Consider the following 19,682-nt stretch of genomic DNA (forward strand, 5'->3'; position numbering starts at 1 on the left):
CACCCCCTTCTTCTAAAATATCATCAAATTCTGGAAAAAAATCTTCAGTCATTAGCGAATTTTGAATTGCATTTCTACTGTTCGACCTTCATTGAGATATTGTATTTTATCGGAAAGTTCACGCATAATGAGCACTCCGCGGCCGCCACACTCCTCAATGTTTTCCATACATCGTGGATCACTTACCTGTGAAGGATCGAAGCCTCTGCCCTGATCGGAAACACTGATGGCAAGTTTGTCTTTTAACCTGCGTAACTGAATTTGAACTTTCTTGGATTCGTCTTTAGAGTTGCCATGAATTATGGCGTTATTGACGGCTTCGGTAAGGCTTATTAAAATGTTGCCGTATTGATTTGGACTTAATTTGTATTCTTCGACGAGTTTTTGGACAAAGCCATCAATCATTGAAATATTTCTAGGGTTTGACCTCAATTCAATGTTCAACAATCCCGATCTCATCATGTGTTTAGAAGTTTTTGTTTGTAATTCTAAAGCAATCTATGTGCCAAAGTATATAACACACTAAGGGTCAAATATGTTCATGAAGAAAATGTGTAGGATTATGACGCCCGGAACAAAAATTCCAAAACGCGATTACAAATGTAAGGGTTTTTAAGGATAAACGCAAGGGGATTTCTTCGGTGGGTGGTGTTTAACCAGGCTTTTTGTTAAAAAAACACTAAGGTATCAGGGTAGCGGCTAAAAAAACATGAGTCATCCCTAATTTTCAAAAACTGTCTGAAATAGAAATTTTTTGATTATTTGAAGTATTTTTTAAATGTAAAACCTGCCTGCTGACGCAGGAAGGCAGGTGTAATACAAGGAATTTAAAACCTGCCTGCAGACGCAGGAAGGCAGGTGTAAAAGTGAGTGGGCAAAAGGTTTGGGTTTTGGAAAAAAGTCATTTTTTGTCGCAAAACACCTAACCCACGACCCAAACACTTCTAAATTTTGCGGTTTATTTCTTTTGTAAAAGAAAAATCCCGAATTTAATCTGATTAGATGAAATTCGGGATGAACTCATGTTGTGATGTGATGGAATTTTAAAATCTTTGCTGACTCGGATTAATTTTCTTTCATCGATTTGAAATACTCATCCACCAATTGTTTATAGTATGGTTTCAGGGAAGGAGAGACCGATTTATACAATTCTATTTCTGCTTCCCGTTTTTTAATGTATTCCTGCAAGGAAGGAGGCATTTCTCTTTTGAATTGCTGGGCTACTTCCGCTTTTCGTTTTTGATCAAATTCTCTCTGCCGCTCTGCTTTTTCGTGTTGCAATAAGCGAGTGAGAATATCTTGTTGGCGGAGCAACATTTCATTGGTCAGTTTTTTGTTGACAAGATCTGTTTCAGTTTTATTCATCTCATCAATAAGTTCCTGAAGTTCCTTGCTGCCTTTCCCTTGTTGCTGTAATTTTTGTTGTTTTTCTCTGAGTTCTTTTCTCATGGCAGCTTGCTTGGCGGCCATTTCAGCAAATCCCTGGCTGCCGCCTCCTTTTCCGTTTTTCATTTTTTCCATCATCTCTTTCATCTGCTCATTGAGTTTCTCCTGCCCCTGGCTGATTTTGTCTTTGGGTTTCCCCCCGGGCCCATCGCCCCCGGGTTTTTTACACATTTGGGATCCGGGCATCATACTGGACATTTGCTGCTGCATCTGATTCATCGCTTCGCTGAGCATCAGGGCAAGGTCATTCAGATTTTTCATGCTTCTTTGCTGATGGTCCGTTGCATTGGGGATTTGTCTTTCTTCAAGTTCCTCAATACTTTTACGCATATTGCCTTTGATGTCCGCAACTTTTTCAGTCACAAAAGACTCTATTTGCAGCACCCGCTTACTCAATGCCTGGAGGCTGTCTTCCACCAGTTTGAAATCATCCTGTAACTTAAACTGTTCCTGAACCAGCTGGATGTACCTTGGAGTATTGATCTGGGTGATCCCAAATTTATCCATGAGGTCTTCCTGGTCAAAGGAAAGATTTACCAGGTTCTCGAGCAATTGGCGCAGGGCCTTCATATCTTCTTCCATCTGCTCCATCTCTCCTGCCTGCATTTCCATCGCCATGGACTGAGCCATTTTTTTCATCTTATCGGAAGCCTTCTTTTGAGATTTGGAGGCACTTTTATTTTCCTTTTGATCCAACTGCTCCTGGCTGTCATCCATTTGCTTTTCAATATCTTCCATTTCCTCGTCGTGATCCCCCATGTTTTTGGGACTTTCCAGCTCCTCGTTTTTCTTTTCTGTATCTTCCAGCTTTTTCTCTAAATCTTCAAACTTTTGCTGAAGATCCTCTTGTTTTTCCTTGAGTTCCTCCTGGGGCAGTTCTTCGTTTTCTGTTTGCTCGCTCAGCTTTTCCTGCTCTTCCGCCAGTTTTTCAAGCTCCTCCACGGCATCCTGCATTTCTTTTTCCACTTCCAGTTGCTTATACAATTCAAGTAACCGATCGAGTTCTTTCTCCATTTCTTCGTCGTTGAACTGCATTTCTTCCATCATCTCCAGGGCGCTGTCCTTTTCAAGTTCCTGCATCATTTCCTCTATCTGCTTCATGAGCTCCTTCATCTCTTCACTGAGCACTTCTTCAAAGAGTTGCTGGAGTTGTTCCTGCTTCTCTAATATTTTTTCATCGGCTTTATTGTATTCCTGCTCATTTTTCATGTTCTCTTTGAAAGCTTCTTTGGCCTGCTCAAATTGTTTTTCGAGTTCCTTTTGTCTTTCGAGCATTTTTTCGAGATCCTCCTTATCTTTCCAGTCCAGGTCTTTTTCCTGGAGTAGTTTTTCCCTCATTTTTTTCATTTCCTCCTGGATCTTTTTCGCCTCTTCTATAGATTTGGAAAGATCATCTTTGATTTTCTGATCATTTTCCTCCGCCATGGCTTCGAACTCCTTAATGGTTGGAACAGCATAAACCATCATACTGGTACGGGAGGATTTGTGACCATTGACACCATCATTGTCATAGACTTCAAAAAAGAAGGACACTTCATCCCCTGGAGTCAATTCAATTTCATTGATGTCAAAAGTATAATCGTACCTTATTTTTTTGGTATCCGCTTTTTTAACAGGAATTGATTTAAGTTCTTCTTCCCGCTCATTTTCGTGTTTAATGCGATAGTTAAAACTGAGGTTGGTCAGCCCGTAATCATCAGAAGCATCACCGATAAAAAAGAACAATTTTTTATCGGTGCTGTCCTGAAATTGCTCTACACTGATTTCCGGATAGAGATCAGGGATGACAGAAATGGAATAACTGATGGAGTCGGATAATGGTAAAGATTCATTGGAAACGAACAGTTTGTAGGTCTGATCCTTGAGTACCCGCTTTTTGTGTGAAAAAAGATCATCGTCGAAACGTTTGGCTTCGATCGGTGCTTCATCCGAAAAAGCGATTTTAATGGAGGACGTATTCAGGGCATTGAAAACCCAGTTGATATTGGTGCCCGCAGGAACCACCAGGTCCCCCACACTATTGAGGTCCTCATCTTTTCTGCCGGTATAAGCCGGATAATCAAGGGATACATCAAAACCTGCTATATTGGGTTTTTTCAATACATTCAGCGTAAAATCTTCTGACGACACTCCGCTGGAAAATAAATTGAATTCAGTTTCTTTTTGAACGTTGCTGAATCGGTAAGTAAAAGAATCCACGGCTACTTTTGTCAACCGATACTGGTAGTTATCTACATTGATAAACACCTCGTTCGGAAATTCATTGCCTTCTATTTTTATGCCAAGCGGGTAATCCTCAAACTGGATCACGTTCAAATCCTCTTTGTTCAAAACAAATGAAAAAGGAGCCGGTTTTTTAAAATCTTCATTGTTTTTGATCAATCGGGTAGCGCTATCGCTGATCAGGCTGGGGGCTGTAAACAAAATAATCAACAACAATAATAAAGGTGGCAGGGCATAACGCAGGTATTTCCTGTTTTGTCTAAGATTGATCGCCGACTTAAAAGGGACTATTTTGATATTATCTGATTTCTGATCTATACTCGCGAGAATCAGATCTTTTTGATCCGTTTTGCTTTCAGCCTGTGCCCGCAATTGAAGGATATTGAGCAATTTATCTTTTACATCAGTAAAGTGATCCCCAATAATTCCTGCCGCCTGTTCATGGGAAATTACTTTACCCAGGTGGAAGTATTGTAAAAGCGGAGCAATCACCCAATATCCCAACGCTCCTGCACTACCCAGGAGAAAGGAATAAAACATGGTTTTTCTTACCACAGCACTGAAATAGAAATAATTTTCCATCAGGCTGATGAACAGAAAAGCCAGTAAAATAAATCCTATACTGTAAAGGCTACCTCTGATCAGTCGGTTGAGGTAATATTTACGAATGAATGAATCTAATTTTTCTATGAGTAGCGAATAATTATCATTAACGTTCATCTAAGTAAAAAGCTTTTGTTAAAAGACATTTGTCTTATTTGCAGGATGCATGGATCTGCAAAATACACAGTTTTAAAACAATGAAAATGGTATGGGGGCCTCTTTTTTTGTTACAGTCTTTCAATAGAAAAGAGCTGCTGGAAAATAACAAGGCTTAAATACTTTAACGTGCAATTTATTAAAAAGATTTATCACGTGCCAGAAATAAATATTATTTAGCAAAATCCGGACGAAATAGAGCTTGTCAAATGAATATTATTATTTTTTTTAAAAATTTTCGATGCATAATTCATTGATGTTCAGACTATCCTGTGAAACAAAATTAACATGCGGCATTCAAAGGAATACATTATTTGAGGAGTGTATTTTTCTCCTCTGTGGCAGGAATAAATAATGGAATAAAATTCATTGTCATAAAAAAGTAACAAAAACTTTACAGGCCAAACAAATTGTAATATATTGCAGTCTTTATGAAAATACAAGTTAAAATCCTTTTGCTAAATTAATAGTAAAAATAATTCTATACCCTGATTAATATGAAATTGGCGAGTTTTATTGAACATACTATTCTGGGTGCAGCCTGTACAAAAGAAGACGTAGAAAATAAATGCAGTGAAGCTTTGCAACACGGCTTCTATTCAGTGTGTGTACCCCCTTATTGGGTAAGCCATGCCGCTCAGATTCTTGAAGAGAAACCTCCTAAGGTAGTCACGGTTATCGGATTTCCTTTAGGATACTCAGCTACTGCAGCCAAGGTGGAAGAGATCAAAAGAGCCATTGATGACGGAGTGGATGAGGTGGACGTTTCCATTAATATTTGTGCCGTAAAAGAAGGCAACTGGAGTTATGTTTATAATGATATCAATAGTGTAACCACGGCAGCCCATCTCAGGGGAAAAGTGGTCAAGATCATTTTGGAAACAGATTTGCTAACCAGCGAAGAGATCAAAAAAACCTGTAAAATTTGCATGGAACTCGATACCGATTTTGTGAAAACATCTTCGGGTAAAAACGGAACAGGAGTCTCGGTCGAGCATATTCAATTCCTTAAAACATTGCTGACTAAAAAAGTTAAAATCCAGGCTTCAGGCGGAATTAGAAGTAAAGAAGTCGCGCAGCAGTTACTGGAAGCCGGGGCACACCGGATCGGAACTTCCTCCGGGTTAGATTTCATTTAACCCGAAATTTTCTTTTTTAATGTGAAATATGGTTTGAACGATAAGCAAGGTATCGTCCAAAGACTATTTTGTATGGTATAGCAAGCAGGATGTTATACAGATTAAATAACATCAAAGGATTTGGCCAAAAAGGTTCCCACAAATGGGAATGTCAGCCAGCACCATTCTGGTTTGAACATCAAAAATGCGGCTAAAGCAGCAAGTGAAGCTAAAGTAAGAATCCAGTTCATCCCGGCAGCAGAATTTTTCGTTGTGCTCATTTCGTTTTATCTTTCTTGTTTTTAGAATGACGCAAAGCTAATATTTTCAACTTAACTATCCTAAGTACCCAAACTACTTTTTTAACATCTAATTTTTTTACATCAGTATAAAAATTAAATTTGCAAGGATAACAGGCCCCCGGCACTTTATATTTACTATCCTGAAACATGCTAAACTTTTGCCAATGATAACTAAAAGCTTTTTCTTCTTTTTTCTTTTTTGGTTTCCCATACTGGTTTCGGCCCAGGATATGCCCGAGTATGCATTTTTTAAAATCCCCAAGGCATTGCTTAATGATGCGAGGGAAGTGGTGCGGGAAGATTATGGGGAATTTACCGTAATTTCCGAAGAAAAGGGAGTCGGTAAATTCAAAAAAGTGGTTACCCTGCTCAACGAAAAAAGCAAAGCGGGCGAGCTCTACTTTTCATACAGCAACCAGGTGAAAGTCGATCATATTTCCATCCGTATTTTTGATGCCTTCGGCAACCTGGTCCGGAAGGTAAAAAGTTCTGACCTTTCCGACCATAGCGCCATTGACGGTTTTTCCATTTACCTCGATGAACGTTATAAATATTACCGGGCCAGCCATCCTTCCTATCCTTTTACGATAGAATACTCCTATGAAAGTACTTATTCGGGAACGGCCTTTGCCTCCTTCCCCAACTGGTACGTGCAGCCGTCGTTTTATTGTTCCGTTGAAAATTCAACTTTTGTGGTGAAACTGCCCAAAGGGATGAAATTTCACTACGAGGTTTTAAACATTGAAAAGGAGGTGACCCTCGAAACGGAAAAGAATATGGATGTTTATTCGTGGTCTTTTCATCAATTACCGGCATTGCTTTACGAAGAGGATATGCCTGTTGCCGGAAAAGTATTCCCGATCATTATGACGGCGCCCGATCATTTTAAGATCGATCAGTACGAAGGGGGGATGAGCACCTGGGAGGAATTCAGCGGGTTCGTAAAAAAATTATACGCCGGCCGCGATAAATTGCCGGAGGAACTGGTGGAACAGATAAAAGATCTTACCAAAGACGCTTCATCGGACGTTGAAAAAATAAGAATCCTGTACCGCTATTTGCAGGAAAACATGCGGTATGTAAGTGTACAGTTGGGCCTTGGAGGATGGCAACCTTTTGATGCGGAATACGTCTACCGCAATAAATACGGAGATTGTAAGGCGCTGACCAATTACATGTACGCCATGCTGACGGAAGTTGGGGTGGATGCCCGGCCGGCATTGATCGGAAGTGGAGATAGAAATTACCAGGCCTCGGAAGCATTTACCACGTCCTATTTCAACCATGTCATCCTTTATGTGCCTTCCGAAAATTATTGGCTGGAATGCACCAGCACGGATTTTCCGCCCAACTATATCGGATCGAGCAATGCCAACCGTTATGCTTTATTGATCCAGGAAACTGGCGGGCACCTGGTCAAAACGCCCGAACTGGCTTTTGACAAAAACGTACAGGAAAGCAAAACCGTTATAAATTTCAGTCCGGATGGTTCGGCAGAGATTGAGCAAACCATAAAGGCCACCGGCAGCAGACACGAAATTTTCCGGGCCATCGAAAATCAACTTTCAGAAACGGAAACAAAAACCTGGCTGGAAAGGAGTACCGCTATTCCATCGGCCAGTTTCTCATCGTTCCATGTGGCCACGGAAAAAAATGCTCCCCAAAGCACTTTTTCCTACCAGGCTCACTCGAGACGGTATGGATCCAAGGCGGGAAAACGCATTTTCCTGCCATTGAATGTGATCAACACCTATGAGGATATTCCGCCCAGGAAGGAAAACCGAATCCATCCTATTATCATCAACGAAGGGTTTATTGAATTGGACACCATTGTGTTCATGCTGCCCGAAGGTTATGCGGTGGAAAGTGTGCCGAACGAAAATGTGTCGTTGGAAAATGACTACGCCCATTTTTCCATGACCGTCGAACAGCAATCCGGACAGCTCATCCTCACCCGAAAGCTGGAGCTTCATCGCAAAGAATTACCGCCTGAGCAATACACCACATACCGTGATTTTTTCAAACAAATCGCCAAAGCAGATAACATGAAGGCGGTGTTGGTGCAGGAGTAGGTACTTGTATAATGGCAAGGAGTATAATGAGGAGATAGGTTGGTATGACTATGGGAAAAGATATTTTGACCCTAGTATCGCTCGATGGGGACAAATAGACCCAGAATCTGAAAAATACACCCCATGGTCTCCTTATAATTACGTTTTAAATAATCCTATTGGTAACATTGATCCTCAAGGGGATACAGTTTGGGCCTATACAGAAAGGGTAATGCATGAAATTGGCAATACCGGTATTCAAGTACAGGTTGGCCGGCACACTTTCCTTAGGGTAAAGACTGATTCGCAAGATAAAATCGTAGAACTATGGGAACCAGCTGAAGGTCAAAAAACAGGAAGGCCAAGAATTGATGATTATGGTGGAAATTTTGGAGGCAGGATTGATGTCTTCCCACTAGTTGTAAATAGGCCAGAAGGGGTTCCCGAAGGAGATTATTCTTTTGAAAACCAAATATTAGAAGATGCTCAACTTTTTCAAGTTGAAGGGGCTGACCAAGAAGGACGGACTCCAAATTATATTAATCTTCCTGACTATAATGCAACAGGGCCTAATTCAAATGGATTTGTCAATGCATTAGTCAAAAATGCAGGAGGAGAAATTACATCAATTATTTGGAATGTTTGGGCTATTAATAAAACTGCTGAGTATGATAAAGTAATTAATGAAAATAGATGTGAAGATGATGAAAACTAATCGATTGGCAATTGCAGGTAGCATGATTTTCTTTGTCATTAACCTATTAAACTTAGTTGTCTTTTTTGACGGAAGACATGGTGGGTTTAACCTTTTTGCGTACTTATTAGCACAGGAATTATGGCCATTTAAAGTGGGCATAGTGTTCCAATTAACATTTTTGTTGATTGAATCATTTATCGTATTTCTTATTTTAAATTCAATAAAAAGAATATGGATTGGAATCCTTTTGATCATTATACTGTGCTTTTTATCATGGCCAATTTTGGATTTTAGTGGACTTTGATTCCATTCCTGATACCCAACGCAAATCGAGTTGTTAATCGTCTCCTGATGTCCGAAGCATGTCGACAAAAAAATAAAAAAAGGTCGATGGACAAGGCTTATAGCTTTGACCGGAATATGCCTGTAAGGCTTTCAGCCTGTCTAAAGCCAGGTAAACCTGGGCGATCTGAATTACTTTTATACTGAAACAAAAACATAAGGCTGACCACCTTGGGCATTGGATTTTTGTGCTTTGGTAGAATGTGGAAATTTTGGATTTTCGGAATAATATTGGATATATTGATTTGTGAAAAGGAATGGGTTATTTTTGGTCGGGTGGATATGATGAGCGTATAGGGTCGAAGCTGAAAGCTGCGACCATCGGGGGGATAAAAAGATATTTAACCCTGAATATATAATTGTTGATCAAAATCAAAAGAAGGATGAGTGAAAAAATAAAATTTATGACAGGTTTGTCTCGCACCCTAGTTTTTCTATTTTTACTTACAGGATTCGTACTTGTTTTACTTGGGACTAATGTATATGTTTCATTAATTGGCAATTTGTTCTATTTTTTTGCGGGATTCTTTGCTTTGATCCCTTTTGGTTTTAAAAAGAACCAATTTAAAATTAATTGGATTTTTTGGACTATTTTGATTTTTTCTATTTTTTTTATTGCAAATTATCGAATTAGTTATCTCGATTTTGTTAGAACCAAATTTGAGCAACCCCCATTTGTATTTTTTATCTATAGGTCAATAATTTGCATAATGTTGTTTTTTGGTTTCTGCTTCCGTTCTCCTAAGCCTATTGACAAGAAATGAAGAACTGTCAATTATTAAGACCCCTGATGTCCGAAGCATGCCACAAAAATAAAAAAGGTCGATAGGTTAAGCGTTTTCGCTTAAGCGGGCTACGCTTGTAGAGCTTATAGCTCGGGCGTTTTCAAATACATAAACAATGAAACAAAAGCCTGGCCCCTGATGGCTGAAGCATGTCCCTCTAATCGATGGTCAATGCTTGTAGCATTGGCCGAGGTACACACTTAAGGCTTGCAGCCTGGGCGTTAAAAATACACAGACACTGAATTAAAAACAAAAAGCCTGGCCGCACCCCCTGATGTCCGAAGCATGCCTACCAAAAAATAAAAAAGGTCGATCGGTTAAGCGTCATCGCTTAAGCGGGCTACGCTTGTAGAGCTTACAGCTCGGGCGTTTTCAAATACATAAACAATGAAACAAAAAGCCTGGCCGCGCGTCGGGCTTTTTGCCTCCTGATGTCCGAAGCATGTCGACAAAAAAAATAAAAAAAGGTCGATGGACAAGGCTTATAGCTTTGACCGGAATATGCCTGTAAGGCTTTCAGCCTGTCTAAAGCCAGGTAAACCTGGGCGATCTGAATTACTTTTATACTGAAACAAAAACATAAGGCTGACCACCTTGGGCATTGGATTTTTGTGCTTTGGTAGAATGTGGAAATTTTGGATTTTCGGAATAATATTGGATATATTGATTTGTGAAAAGGAATGGGTTATTTTTGGTCGGGTGGATATGATGAGCGTATAGGGTCGAAGCTGAAAGCCTTATCCTGTCCCATAAATCATGGCGGTTTAGTTTTCAGCATATAACCTAATTTCATGGCTCGTAGTAATTTTAAACTTTGCCATAATAATTTTTCTCCAGGCAAAGGTTGAACTTTTGATTTTGCAAAACCTGATAAAGAACCTAAGGCTAAAATAAAATCTGTTACTGTTTTTATTTTTACTCCAGTATATTGTTTCAAAATTTCAATTTCAATTGTATCAAAGACCTCTGCTGCTATTGCATTGGGCTTAGCTTTCCCTATATATGCTAACCACAATAGCTGCCAGGCGACTAAAGAACAAACTTCTAAAGCATGTTTTAACCTAATGAAAACATCAAATTGCAAACGCTCCACTTTTAACCCTGATTTGAGTACTAAATGAAACCGTTCGATAGGCCAGCGTAAAACATAAAAATGTAATACTTCATATGCCTCATCAAAATTATTTACTTCTAAAGTCGTCAATAAATACCATTCAACAGGTGATTTTATTCCTTCCTTTTCTATTTCTTTAACATGGACTAATGTTAAGGAATGGGTTTTACCTTTTTTATGATAAGCAGGGGGATATTCTATTTTTGCTACTCGAAGGGATAACTGCGCCTTCCTTTTTTTTCTGTTTTTTTGACGAGGAATGGTTACTTCTAGCTTCCCTAATTCTTCTACCAATTCTGGGATTTTTGATACTTTAGTTTTATTTCCCTTATAAAAAATATTGCGATTAAGGTGTTGTGCTCGAATTAAAAGTTCAATCGACTGTTTTCGTGACCATGAAAAATGTTCATAAAAATCAGCCTCCCTGTCTCCAACTACAATTACCTGGCCGTGATAGTCCTCAAACCATTCATTAACCCAGTTTTTTGTTCGAATCCATTTGAAACTTTCCTTTTCTTGTATTGAATAGTTATGGTTTTTCTTCTTTCTCCCTGAAGCTCTAGGAGCCCAAATATATTGACCAATCAATCCTAATGGCTCTGCTTCTGTAGTCAGAACCATCGCAGAATGAATATTTAGCCCTTTTGTATTTTTTCCACCAAGACCACCAAGACCTTTAGTGCTTTTGTGGCTACTATAATTCAAATCAGCTGTATCCTCAATTACTAAAATCCGGTTGTGATTTTTACACCGCTCTAGCGTTTTGTGCCGATGCCCAAGTTGAATATCAATTGATTCTTCTTTTGAAAAAAGACGATGTGCTGATTTTCTCACGACTTCTCCACATGCAGATGAAAAAGAATGTTCTGGCTTCTCTTGCAAAGAATGGCACATCTTTACCAAGTTTGATCGAAAACGTTCATCAGGTAATTTTGAATACTCGAGTTCTTCGCTCCAAAATTCTAAACTAGCCGTATTTTTATGCATAATAAACACTTGTATTTGACATAAAAATAAACTTTTTTAAATTTATGGGACAGGATAAGGCTGAAAGCTGCGACCATCGGGGGTGATGTAAAAGGTGCTGTTGATCGTAACTATGCGTTAGGTTATCTAGTTGCACATGAATTTCTTCATCAAATATATGGAAAAGCTAGTTTTAAAAATAAAGGAATAAGCCCTTCAAATAGCCATTCCTCAGGATTGAACACTCCTGGAAGGTGGGCATTAAAATCAGTATTGGGGATGAAACCATCAAAGACTCTTCGCCCTCTCGAAACCATCCCGTCAGAAAAACTACAACTAATAAAAGAGTATTTAAAGAACCTTTAAAACACTAACATAGTATGGTTAAATTATTTTTATTTGTTCTGCCACTAGCATTTTTCATTTCAAGCTGTGGAGCAATTAATGGGAGTCAAAAAAAATCTGAAAGTGTTTACTTTGAAATAATAAATCATAATAAACAATCTTTTGAAGATTTAAACAGAGAATATGACTATTATGGTAAAGAAGATTTAAGAGAACAAATTGATACTTCATTAAACTTCATTTTAATAAGAGTTAATAATAATTCTGATGATACTACTTATGTTTTTTTAACAAAGTTTAGATATATAAGTACTCATTATTTTTATGCGGTGAATAATGGAAATCGTGAATACCTTGGTTATAAGGGGGGGGCAGATTGGGGACAACAGTTTTATTCACTCGAACCTAATAAGTCAGAAATATTTCTAGAAAGTTATCAAAATCCTCCAGAAATTAGTGCTGATGAAATTGATTTTGTTTTTGAATTTTCGCTTGAAAAGCCTTTAGTAAATAAAAAAACTCTAACCAAAAAAATAACTCTAAAGTTAGATTAATAATGCGAATCAAGTGCTAAAAGGCTTTAAGTCGGCATTAGGTACAAAGACAACGAAGAAACCAAAAAGTCTGATCATTAATTTGGTCGGGCTTTTTGTGTTTTATGTCTTGACAGGATGAGCGATAATGGCCAAGCTACCCCCCTGATAGCCAAAGCATGCCAACAAAAATATAAAAAGTCCGATCGTTTAAGCGTTTTCGCTTAAGCGGACTACGCTTGCAAGGCTTGCAGCCGATCTAAAGCCAGGGCGATAGTTTAAGCGTCCCCCTGATGTCCGAAGCATGCCACAAAAATAAAAAAGGTCGATCGGTGGCAGTCCCCTCACGACAAAGTAGAGCGCTTCACGGACGTCCCACGTCTTGCAACCCCTCAAAGCAGCCTCACCACTTAGAGCCTGTTCGCTGTGCTCGCTGCTCTTTCTCCTGCGGCCGTGCCACTTCAACTGCACAAAAGCCAACGCAAGTGGCACCGCCTCGTCGGGACTCGCTTAGCTCGCGGATATTGATTACTTACCGGATACTTTCCAAACATGACATGCAAGCGTCCCATGGAATCCCGACAAGGGTGTCGGGAAGCACCATTTGAATAATGAAGCCGTAACTTCATTATCCAAATAGTGCGATGTAACTTTTTCTTTTAACTGAGGGAATTTAATTGAATAGCCGGACAAAAGTCCTTATCTTACAGGGTGTTTACAGGCCAAAGGGCCAGTAAAAAAGTAATCCAGGAGCGAATAACTACTTGTATAATGGGAAGGAGTTTAATGAGGATATAGGATGGTATGATTATGGGGCGAGGTGGTACGATCCGGCTATTGGGAGATGGAATGCTGTGGATCCAATGGCGGAACAATATGCGGCTTGGAGTCCGTACAATTATGTGATGGGGAATCCGATTAGTTTGGTTGATCCGGATGGGATGAGTGTTGAAGAAAGTGATTGGGTGCCAGAGGTTGATTGGCAAAACAAACAATTAACATTAAGGAAAGAGGAAGGTGATAATGAAAGAACTTTAGCTAATTTTTTAGATATATCACGTGGAGAGGCCGAGAATTTATTTCAAAATGTAGATTCTGATGGAATATTAGCACTGCCTGAAAGTGTTCGAGGTGTTGGTTCTATTAATAAAGCAATAAAATCCGCTGCCGAGATCAATGACAATGCGATTTTCGGTTGGGGAGATCACCCATATAATTGTTATTCTTCAGCAATTGATGTTTCATTAAACAGTGACCCTAGTAACGGAATTCAAATGAGTTTTGAAGAATTTGAAGGAGCACTCAGAAGGTCGTTTACAGAAGTTACAGGTAATGAAAATAGTTACCGGTTTGGGGAATCAATAATGACATTTGGAGAAACTTCCCCCCTTAGTTCTGATGTCAATGTCACCCATGCGGCTGTTTATTTAGGCAAGTCTCAAAATGGGACAATATATACCTGGTCAAAAAACGGACAATCTAAAACTCCAGGTATATCAACTGCAAGTGGATTAAAAACCAAATATGCATCAATGTGGATTTTTGGAGGGATAGGAGGAGTATATAACCGAAGATAACACACATACATTATGACTAAATTTAAAAAAAAATCACCAATGGCTTGGGTTTTTCTTATCCTAATTCTATGTACATTAATAATTGAAACTCGAATTGATTTAAAATTGAAACATTCAGTAATCCCTTTAGTTTTAAGCTTTTTATTCTTCGTACCTAATAAGACAACATGGAAAATTGGGATAATATTAAGTTGTTGGGGAGTTATAAATCTTTTAGTTACGGATCAGTATGCAGCAGAACCAACGATTTTCCACTTTGGGTACTTCCTGATGAACTACCATCTGAGTTTTCAAGGTGTTTCGTTGGATGTATTAATGCTTTGGTGGTTCCCCATATATTTTTATATCGGATCGGTTATAGTATTTTTAAAAATAAAAAAGTCGATTGTTTAGTCCGCTTGGCTAAAATTAATAAGTATGCATGCCGAGTTCTCAATTCAGGTTGGATTAGAAGAGATACTTAGACAATGAAAAACAAACGGTTGTCTCTTAATCAGAGATGGCCGTTTTGTTTTTTCTGCGGGTAGGCAGCATGGCCCATAATGGCCAAGCTACCCGCCGTGAGACTAACAGGAGCATGGTCGAGGTAGCGTCCATTATGGTTCGTGCTTTGGGTTGGGCTTCGGAGGAATATTTAGGGATTCTTACATTACGTACCTGACGGCACTACCTTTTTTATCAAGGCAGGGTGTTACCGATATTACGTCTCTACCAGACTGGAGGTTTTGGTCGATGGGCTATCCCTGAGTCCCTTCGGGACGGAATATCGGTAACAATACCGATATGTAGGTGCTCGAGTGCCGTCAGGTACGTAATGTGATACAGCAGTTTCCAGTAACAAAAAAACTTAACACAGAAAGAAAAACCCCCCGATGACCGAAGCATGCCGGCCAAAAAATAAAAAAGGTCAGTTCAAAGCTGAAAGCTGCAGCCATCGGGAAAAAGCTTCGCTCTATTTACATTTATCATTTTACATTTTACATTCCGAAGAATCCTATCTTTGCATCAATGACGATCTTAAAATCGATTTACGAAGCCAAAAAAGGCAATCGCAAACAATTTGCCTTACTCATCGATCCGGACAAATGTGATCCGGAACAACTCTCCTATTTGGTGGACAAGGCCGTTCATGCCAAGGTTGATTTCATTCTCGTGGGCGGCAGTCTTTTGTTGAAAGACCGGGTGGATATTTGCATCAAACAGATCAGGCAAAGGTGTAATATTCCTGTCCTCTTGTTTCCGGGTAATGTGTTGCAGATCAGTAAATATGCTGATGGTATTTTGTTCTTGTCCCTCATTTCCGGGCGCAACCCCGATTTTTTGATCGGACAGCAGGTGATTGCGGCACCTTATCTCAAACAAACAAACCTGGAAGTCCTCCCCACCGGATATATGCTGATCGATGGCGGCGTGCCAACCTCGGTTTCCTATATGAGTAATACCACCCCCATTCCCAATGAAAAAAAAGAGATCGCCTACAGCACTGCCCTGGCAGGAGAAATGCTCGGGTTGAAACTGATTTATCTCGATGCCGGCAGCGGGGCCGTCAGGTCGGTGGATAAAAAAATGATCACCTATCTGAGTGATCGCCTGTCTGTTCCCATTATTGTTGGTGGGGGCATCCGGACACCACAAGATGCTTATGATACTGTGGCCGCGGGTGCAGATATTGTGGTGGTAGGCAATGTATTGGAAAAAGATCCCGACCTTTTGGAGCAAATGGTTAGCGCCGTCCACCAGGTTCATAAAAAACAGAAATAAAGAAACGTGAAGAAAGGAGTCGTCATAAAATCAACGGGAAGCTGGTATATCGTCAGAATTGAAGATGGCGGAACGGTAGAGTGCCGGATAAAAGGGAAATTCAGATTGGAAAACCTGAAACTGACGAATCCGGTAGCGGTGGGGGATGAAGTGGAGATCGAAATGGAGGAAGATGATACAGGTTCCATCATAACCATCCTGCCACGCAAAAACTATGTACTCCGTCAATCACCCCGAAAAAAACATTCCCTCCATTTACTCGCCAGCAATGTCGATCAGGCCATTTTGATCGTCACCATCATAGAACCCAACCTGAAACAGGGCTTTATCGATCGCTTTTTGCTGATGACCGAACCCTATAACATTCCGACCATCATCGTTTTTAATAAAGCGGATCTTTATGGGGAAGGGGCGCTGGAACTCTATGAAGACCTAAGGGATATTTATGAAACCATTGGGTATCAATTTAAGTTGGTTTCGGCCATAGATGGAACGGGTATGGAGGATCTGAAAACTATGCTGGCCGGAAAAACGAGTTTATTGGCCGGCCAGTCCGGGGTAGGGAAATCGAGCCTGATGAATGCCATTCAATCAAATCTGGATCTGAAAATACAGGATCTTTCCGACGCTTCCGGAAAAGGACAGCATACCACTACTTTTGCAGAAATGTTCCCGCTTGATTTCGGCGGAACGATCATCGATACTCCCGGGATAAAAACCCTGAGTTTTAGTCACCTTGAACCGATGGACCTGGCCCATAATTTCAGGGAATTCTTTTTATTGTCTTCAGCCTGTAAATTCGGCGGCAGCTGCCTGCACCGAAACGAGCCGGGCTGCGCCGTAAAAAAGGCCGTTGAGGAAGGGGAAGTGAGCGAATTGCGGTATATGAATTACCTCGCCATCATGGAGGAAATCGAAGACCAGAACTACTGGGAAAGGCATAAAGACTATTAAAAGGGAAAAGACTAAAGGGAAAAGGCTAAAGGGTGTAATGCCATATCCTGGTAATCCTTAAATCCTGTAAATACTGATACAGACAAAAAAAGGCCCCGATTTTGCATCAAGCAAAATCGGGGCCTTAATCATTATATCGTTATTTCAGTTTTACCGGATGACGACAAATTTCTTCGTGATCCGACCTTCTTTAGTGGCAAGGTTCAGGAAGAAAATGCCCTGTCCAAATGCACTGGCATCGATATCCGTGCCATAATTTCCCGCATTGATCTGAATATCCTGGGAAAGTACCACCTGGCCCATGATGTTGGTAACAATCAACTGAACGTCTGAGGTTTTTTCCATATTGAAAGACACCCTCATCAAACCGCTTGTCGGGTTAGGGAATAACTGAAGATCCTTAATATTCACGGCATCTTCCACACCTCTTTCAATCGATGTATTATCGGATTCGTCCATATCAGCAAAAATATTTTCGCCGCTTTCTCTGTTGCTGTTCAGGCAACCGGAGATCACAACATCGTCGATATACACATAATCCGAATTACCGGAAGCATCACAGCGGAAACGCAGCCTTGTGTTGTTTGAGAAAGTCCCCGGGATCACAACAGATTCGAAATAACGGGTGTTATTTACAAATTCATTGTTACTGCTCCAGCTTTCTACTGTGGTATAGGAAGCACCTCCATTGGTTGAAACCTGCAGCCAGAAATCTTCATTGTTTTCCATGCTGTTGGTGATAAAGGTAAAATCGACGGTCAATTCATCGTAGGCCGTGAGGTTCATATTATCTGTAGTCATCACAGAAGTGGAAGTATTGTCCACCAGGCGGATGCAGTAAGCTCCGGAATTGGCATAGGCAGCATCCCGTACACTTCTTCTACAATCTGTACCGCCATCGTTCCAGATGCCCCAGCCGCTATCAAAGTTATTGCTGTCTATACTGACGTAACTGCAGCTGCCGCCGCCACAAGGTGCACAAGAACCACCACAATCCACACCGGTTTCATCCCCGTTTTGGATGCCGTCATTACAAGTAGGACAAGGAGCACAGGAACCACCGCAATCTACACCGGTTTCATTGCCATTTTGAATACCATCATTACAGGTAGCACAAGGGGCGCAAGAACCGCCGCAATCTACACCGGTTTCATCTCCGTTTTGGATACCATCCGTACAGGTAGGAGCAGGACCGCCACCAAAACAGAAGTTTGTACTTTGGGAAGAACCGAAGTTTCCACCGGCGGCCAGTACGTTATTGTTAGCATCGGTTACGGAATAAGAACCGTTTCCATAACCACAGCAAATACCATCGCCGTAGGCATCATAAATATTGAAATCATAACATCCATCTACCAGGCAGAGTGTCACGCTAACCGTAGAACCGTCTGGCTGACTGCCATAAGTTCCGCCGGACGCCACAATATTATTATTTGCATTGGTTACTGTCCAGCTGGTTTCTTCAGGATAGTTGTCCAGATTAATGGTTATGTTCACTTCATTATTTACACAGGAAGTAGGACAGGACGGACAATTTGAACCCCCACAGTCCACGCCGGTTTCATCCCCATTCTGGATACCGTCTGAACAGGTAGGAGCCGTTCCCTGGCCACATCCGTTTGAAGTCAGCAGGCTCACACGGGCGCCGCCCACATCAAAAAGGGCTCTCATCCTTGTATTCTGGCCAGCGGTAAAAAGGTTCATACAAGCATCATCCGAATAATCCATGTAATTCTGAACCATGTCGGCAGTGCCGCAGGAAACATGTCCTATAGCACAGCCATAGTTGGCAGCATCTGAAGTAGGAGTATCGGTAACAAAATCGTCCACACTACAGCCACCGTCCCCCCAGATGTGGCGAAGGTTTAGCCAGTGGCCTATCTCGTGCGTAGCAGTTCTTCCTAAATCAAAAGGATAGGAGGCAGTTCCGATCGTTCCCATATATTGATAGTCGATCACCACCCCGTCCGTAGAAGCTGATCCTCCTGGAAATTGCGCATAACCGAGAATGCCACCACTGATGTCACAAACCCAAAGGTTCAAATATTTGCTGGCAGGCCACGCATCTTTACCTCCGGAGGAGTTGAATTTCATTTGGTCATTAGTGCCAAAAGAAGTCTTACTGGTTGAAGTTCTTGTAATACCACTAGTCGCATTACCGGAAGGATCAACTGAAGCCAGACAGAATTCAATTTGTGAATCAGCTGCCTGAGGCCATACATTATCCGCATCGCTGTTCATTCTTCTGAAATCCTCGTTCAACACAGTGATTTGAGAAAGAATCTGGGCATCGCTAATATTTTCCGCAGAAGTATTATAAACGACATGAACCACAACCGGAATGGTTATTACTCCGGTAACACGGTCGGAATTTTCAATAAAATCATTAGTGAATCGTTCGATGGCTTCCATTTTAGCCGCTCGTTTGGGATCGCTTTGCAATTGCTCTTCCAGGTAATCCATGGAGCCGCAATTTCTTTGGGCCATTAGCCCTGTGCTAAAAGCCGTGATAAGCAGGAAGCTGAACAGCAAGTGAATTTTTTTCATTCTTTAACTTTTTTAAATTTAAGATAGTAAATAAATCGCCTTAATAATTAAGGTCAGGAATGCCTGAATGCCTCGTCGGTACAGGGCACTTCGTAACATTAATTATTAAAATTAATTAGAGAGCGTAATAAAATTATTGGAGCCGGGGGATAGAAATTTTGT

The 19,682-nt window shown here is 40.6% G+C and carries 12 protein-coding genes; 7 read left to right on the top strand and 5 right to left on the bottom strand.

What is annotated here, in order from left to right; genetic code table 11:
- Positions 1-51 precede the first annotated feature (51 nt).
- Together H6571_14290 and H6571_14295 are read right to left on the bottom strand one after the other, a co-directional pair.
- Positions 52-459, bottom strand: coding sequence for an ATP-binding protein (locus H6571_14290; GenBank protein MCB9324906.1), 408 nt, complete (start codon positions 457-459; stop codon positions 52-54).
- Between the two features lie 606 nt (positions 460-1,065).
- Positions 1,066-4,389 carry a DUF4175 domain-containing protein gene (locus tag H6571_14295; GenBank protein MCB9324907.1) on the bottom strand — a complete coding sequence of 1,108 codons (3,324 nt, stop codon included), beginning with the start codon at positions 4,387-4,389 and terminating at the stop codon, positions 1,066-1,068.
- Between the two features lie 536 nt (positions 4,390-4,925).
- Between H6571_14295 and deoC the strand changes: the two genes are divergently transcribed.
- Positions 4,926-5,567, top strand: coding sequence for a deoxyribose-phosphate aldolase (gene deoC, locus H6571_14300; protein ID MCB9324908.1), 642 nt, complete (start codon positions 4,926-4,928; stop codon positions 5,565-5,567).
- Between the two features lie 101 nt (positions 5,568-5,668).
- On the opposite strand, the gene H6571_14305 is transcribed toward deoC, so the two are convergent.
- A complete protein-coding gene (locus tag H6571_14305; protein MCB9324909.1) occupies positions 5,669-5,827 on the bottom strand; it encodes a hypothetical protein in 159 nt (52 codons plus the stop codon).
- Between the two features lie 185 nt (positions 5,828-6,012).
- Here H6571_14305 and H6571_14310 point away from each other — a divergent pair, with 185 nt between their 5' ends.
- A complete protein-coding gene (locus H6571_14310; GenBank protein MCB9324910.1) occupies positions 6,013-7,920 on the top strand; it encodes a DUF3857 and transglutaminase domain-containing protein in 1,908 nt (635 codons plus the stop codon).
- A gap of 4 nt (positions 7,921-7,924) precedes the next feature.
- Positions 7,925-8,614 (top strand): RHS repeat-associated core domain-containing protein, encoded by a 690-nt coding sequence (locus H6571_14315; protein ID MCB9324911.1) that lies wholly within the window; start codon positions 7,925-7,927, stop codon positions 8,612-8,614.
- Positions 8,615-10,477: 1,863 nt separating this feature from the next.
- Here the strand turns inward: H6571_14315 and H6571_14320 are convergent.
- Entirely contained in the window at positions 10,478-11,824 is a 1,347-nt protein-coding gene (locus H6571_14320; protein ID MCB9324912.1) for an IS4 family transposase, read from the bottom strand.
- 359 nt (positions 11,825-12,183) lie between these two features.
- Here H6571_14320 and H6571_14325 point away from each other — a divergent pair, with 359 nt between their 5' ends.
- The 4 genes from H6571_14325 to rsgA all read left to right on the top strand — a co-directional run bounded on the left by H6571_14325 (position 12,184) and on the right by rsgA (position 16,973).
- Complete coding sequence (locus H6571_14325; GenBank protein MCB9324913.1) at positions 12,184-12,702, top strand: hypothetical protein; 519 nt, start codon at positions 12,184-12,186, stop codon at positions 12,700-12,702.
- A 743-nt stretch (positions 12,703-13,445) separates the two neighbouring features.
- Positions 13,446-14,258 (top strand): RHS repeat-associated core domain-containing protein, encoded by an 813-nt coding sequence (locus tag H6571_14330; protein MCB9324914.1) that lies wholly within the window; start codon positions 13,446-13,448, stop codon positions 14,256-14,258.
- A gap of 1,008 nt (positions 14,259-15,266) precedes the next feature.
- A complete protein-coding gene (locus H6571_14335) occupies positions 15,267-16,019 on the top strand; it encodes a geranylgeranylglyceryl/heptaprenylglyceryl phosphate synthase (protein MCB9324915.1) in 753 nt (250 codons plus the stop codon).
- Positions 16,020-16,025: 6 nt separating this feature from the next.
- Entirely contained in the window at positions 16,026-16,973 is a 948-nt protein-coding gene (rsgA, locus tag H6571_14340; GenBank protein MCB9324916.1) for a ribosome small subunit-dependent GTPase A, read from the top strand.
- Positions 16,974-17,123: 150 nt separating this feature from the next.
- Here rsgA and H6571_14345 read toward each other — a convergent pair whose 3' ends face one another.
- On the bottom strand, positions 17,124-19,520 hold the full coding sequence (locus H6571_14345; GenBank protein ID MCB9324917.1) for a T9SS type A sorting domain-containing protein: 2,397 nt from the start codon (positions 19,518-19,520) through the stop codon (positions 17,124-17,126).
- Between the last annotated feature and the right edge of the window lie 162 nt (positions 19,521-19,682).

It is taken from the genome of Lewinellaceae bacterium (assembly GCA_020636105.1).
GTDB lineage: Bacteria > Bacteroidota > Bacteroidia > Chitinophagales > Saprospiraceae > BCD1.

Bases quoted from the DNA above. Each gene is read 5' to 3' on its own strand.
- H6571_14335 (MCB9324915.1), top strand. From the start codon at position 15,267: ATGACGATCTTAAAATCGATTTACGAAGCCAAAAAAGGCAATCGCAAA.
- H6571_14320 (MCB9324912.1), bottom strand. From the start codon at position 11,824: ATGCATAAAAATACGGCTAGTTTAGAATTTTGGAGCGAAGAACTCGAG.
- H6571_14345 (MCB9324917.1), bottom strand. From the start codon at position 19,520: ATGAAAAAAATTCACTTGCTGTTCAGCTTCCTGCTTATCACGGCTTTT.
- H6571_14325 (MCB9324913.1), top strand. From the start codon at position 12,184: ATGGTTAAATTATTTTTATTTGTTCTGCCACTAGCATTTTTCATTTCA.
- H6571_14295 (MCB9324907.1), bottom strand. From the start codon at position 4,389: ATGAACGTTAATGATAATTATTCGCTACTCATAGAAAAATTAGATTCA.
- deoC (MCB9324908.1), top strand. From the start codon at position 4,926: ATGAAATTGGCGAGTTTTATTGAACATACTATTCTGGGTGCAGCCTGT.
- H6571_14310 (MCB9324910.1), top strand. From the start codon at position 6,013: ATGATAACTAAAAGCTTTTTCTTCTTTTTTCTTTTTTGGTTTCCCATA.
- H6571_14305 (MCB9324909.1), bottom strand. From the start codon at position 5,827: ATGAGCACAACGAAAAATTCTGCTGCCGGGATGAACTGGATTCTTACT.
- H6571_14290 (MCB9324906.1), bottom strand. From the start codon at position 459: ATGAGATCGGGATTGTTGAACATTGAATTGAGGTCAAACCCTAGAAAT.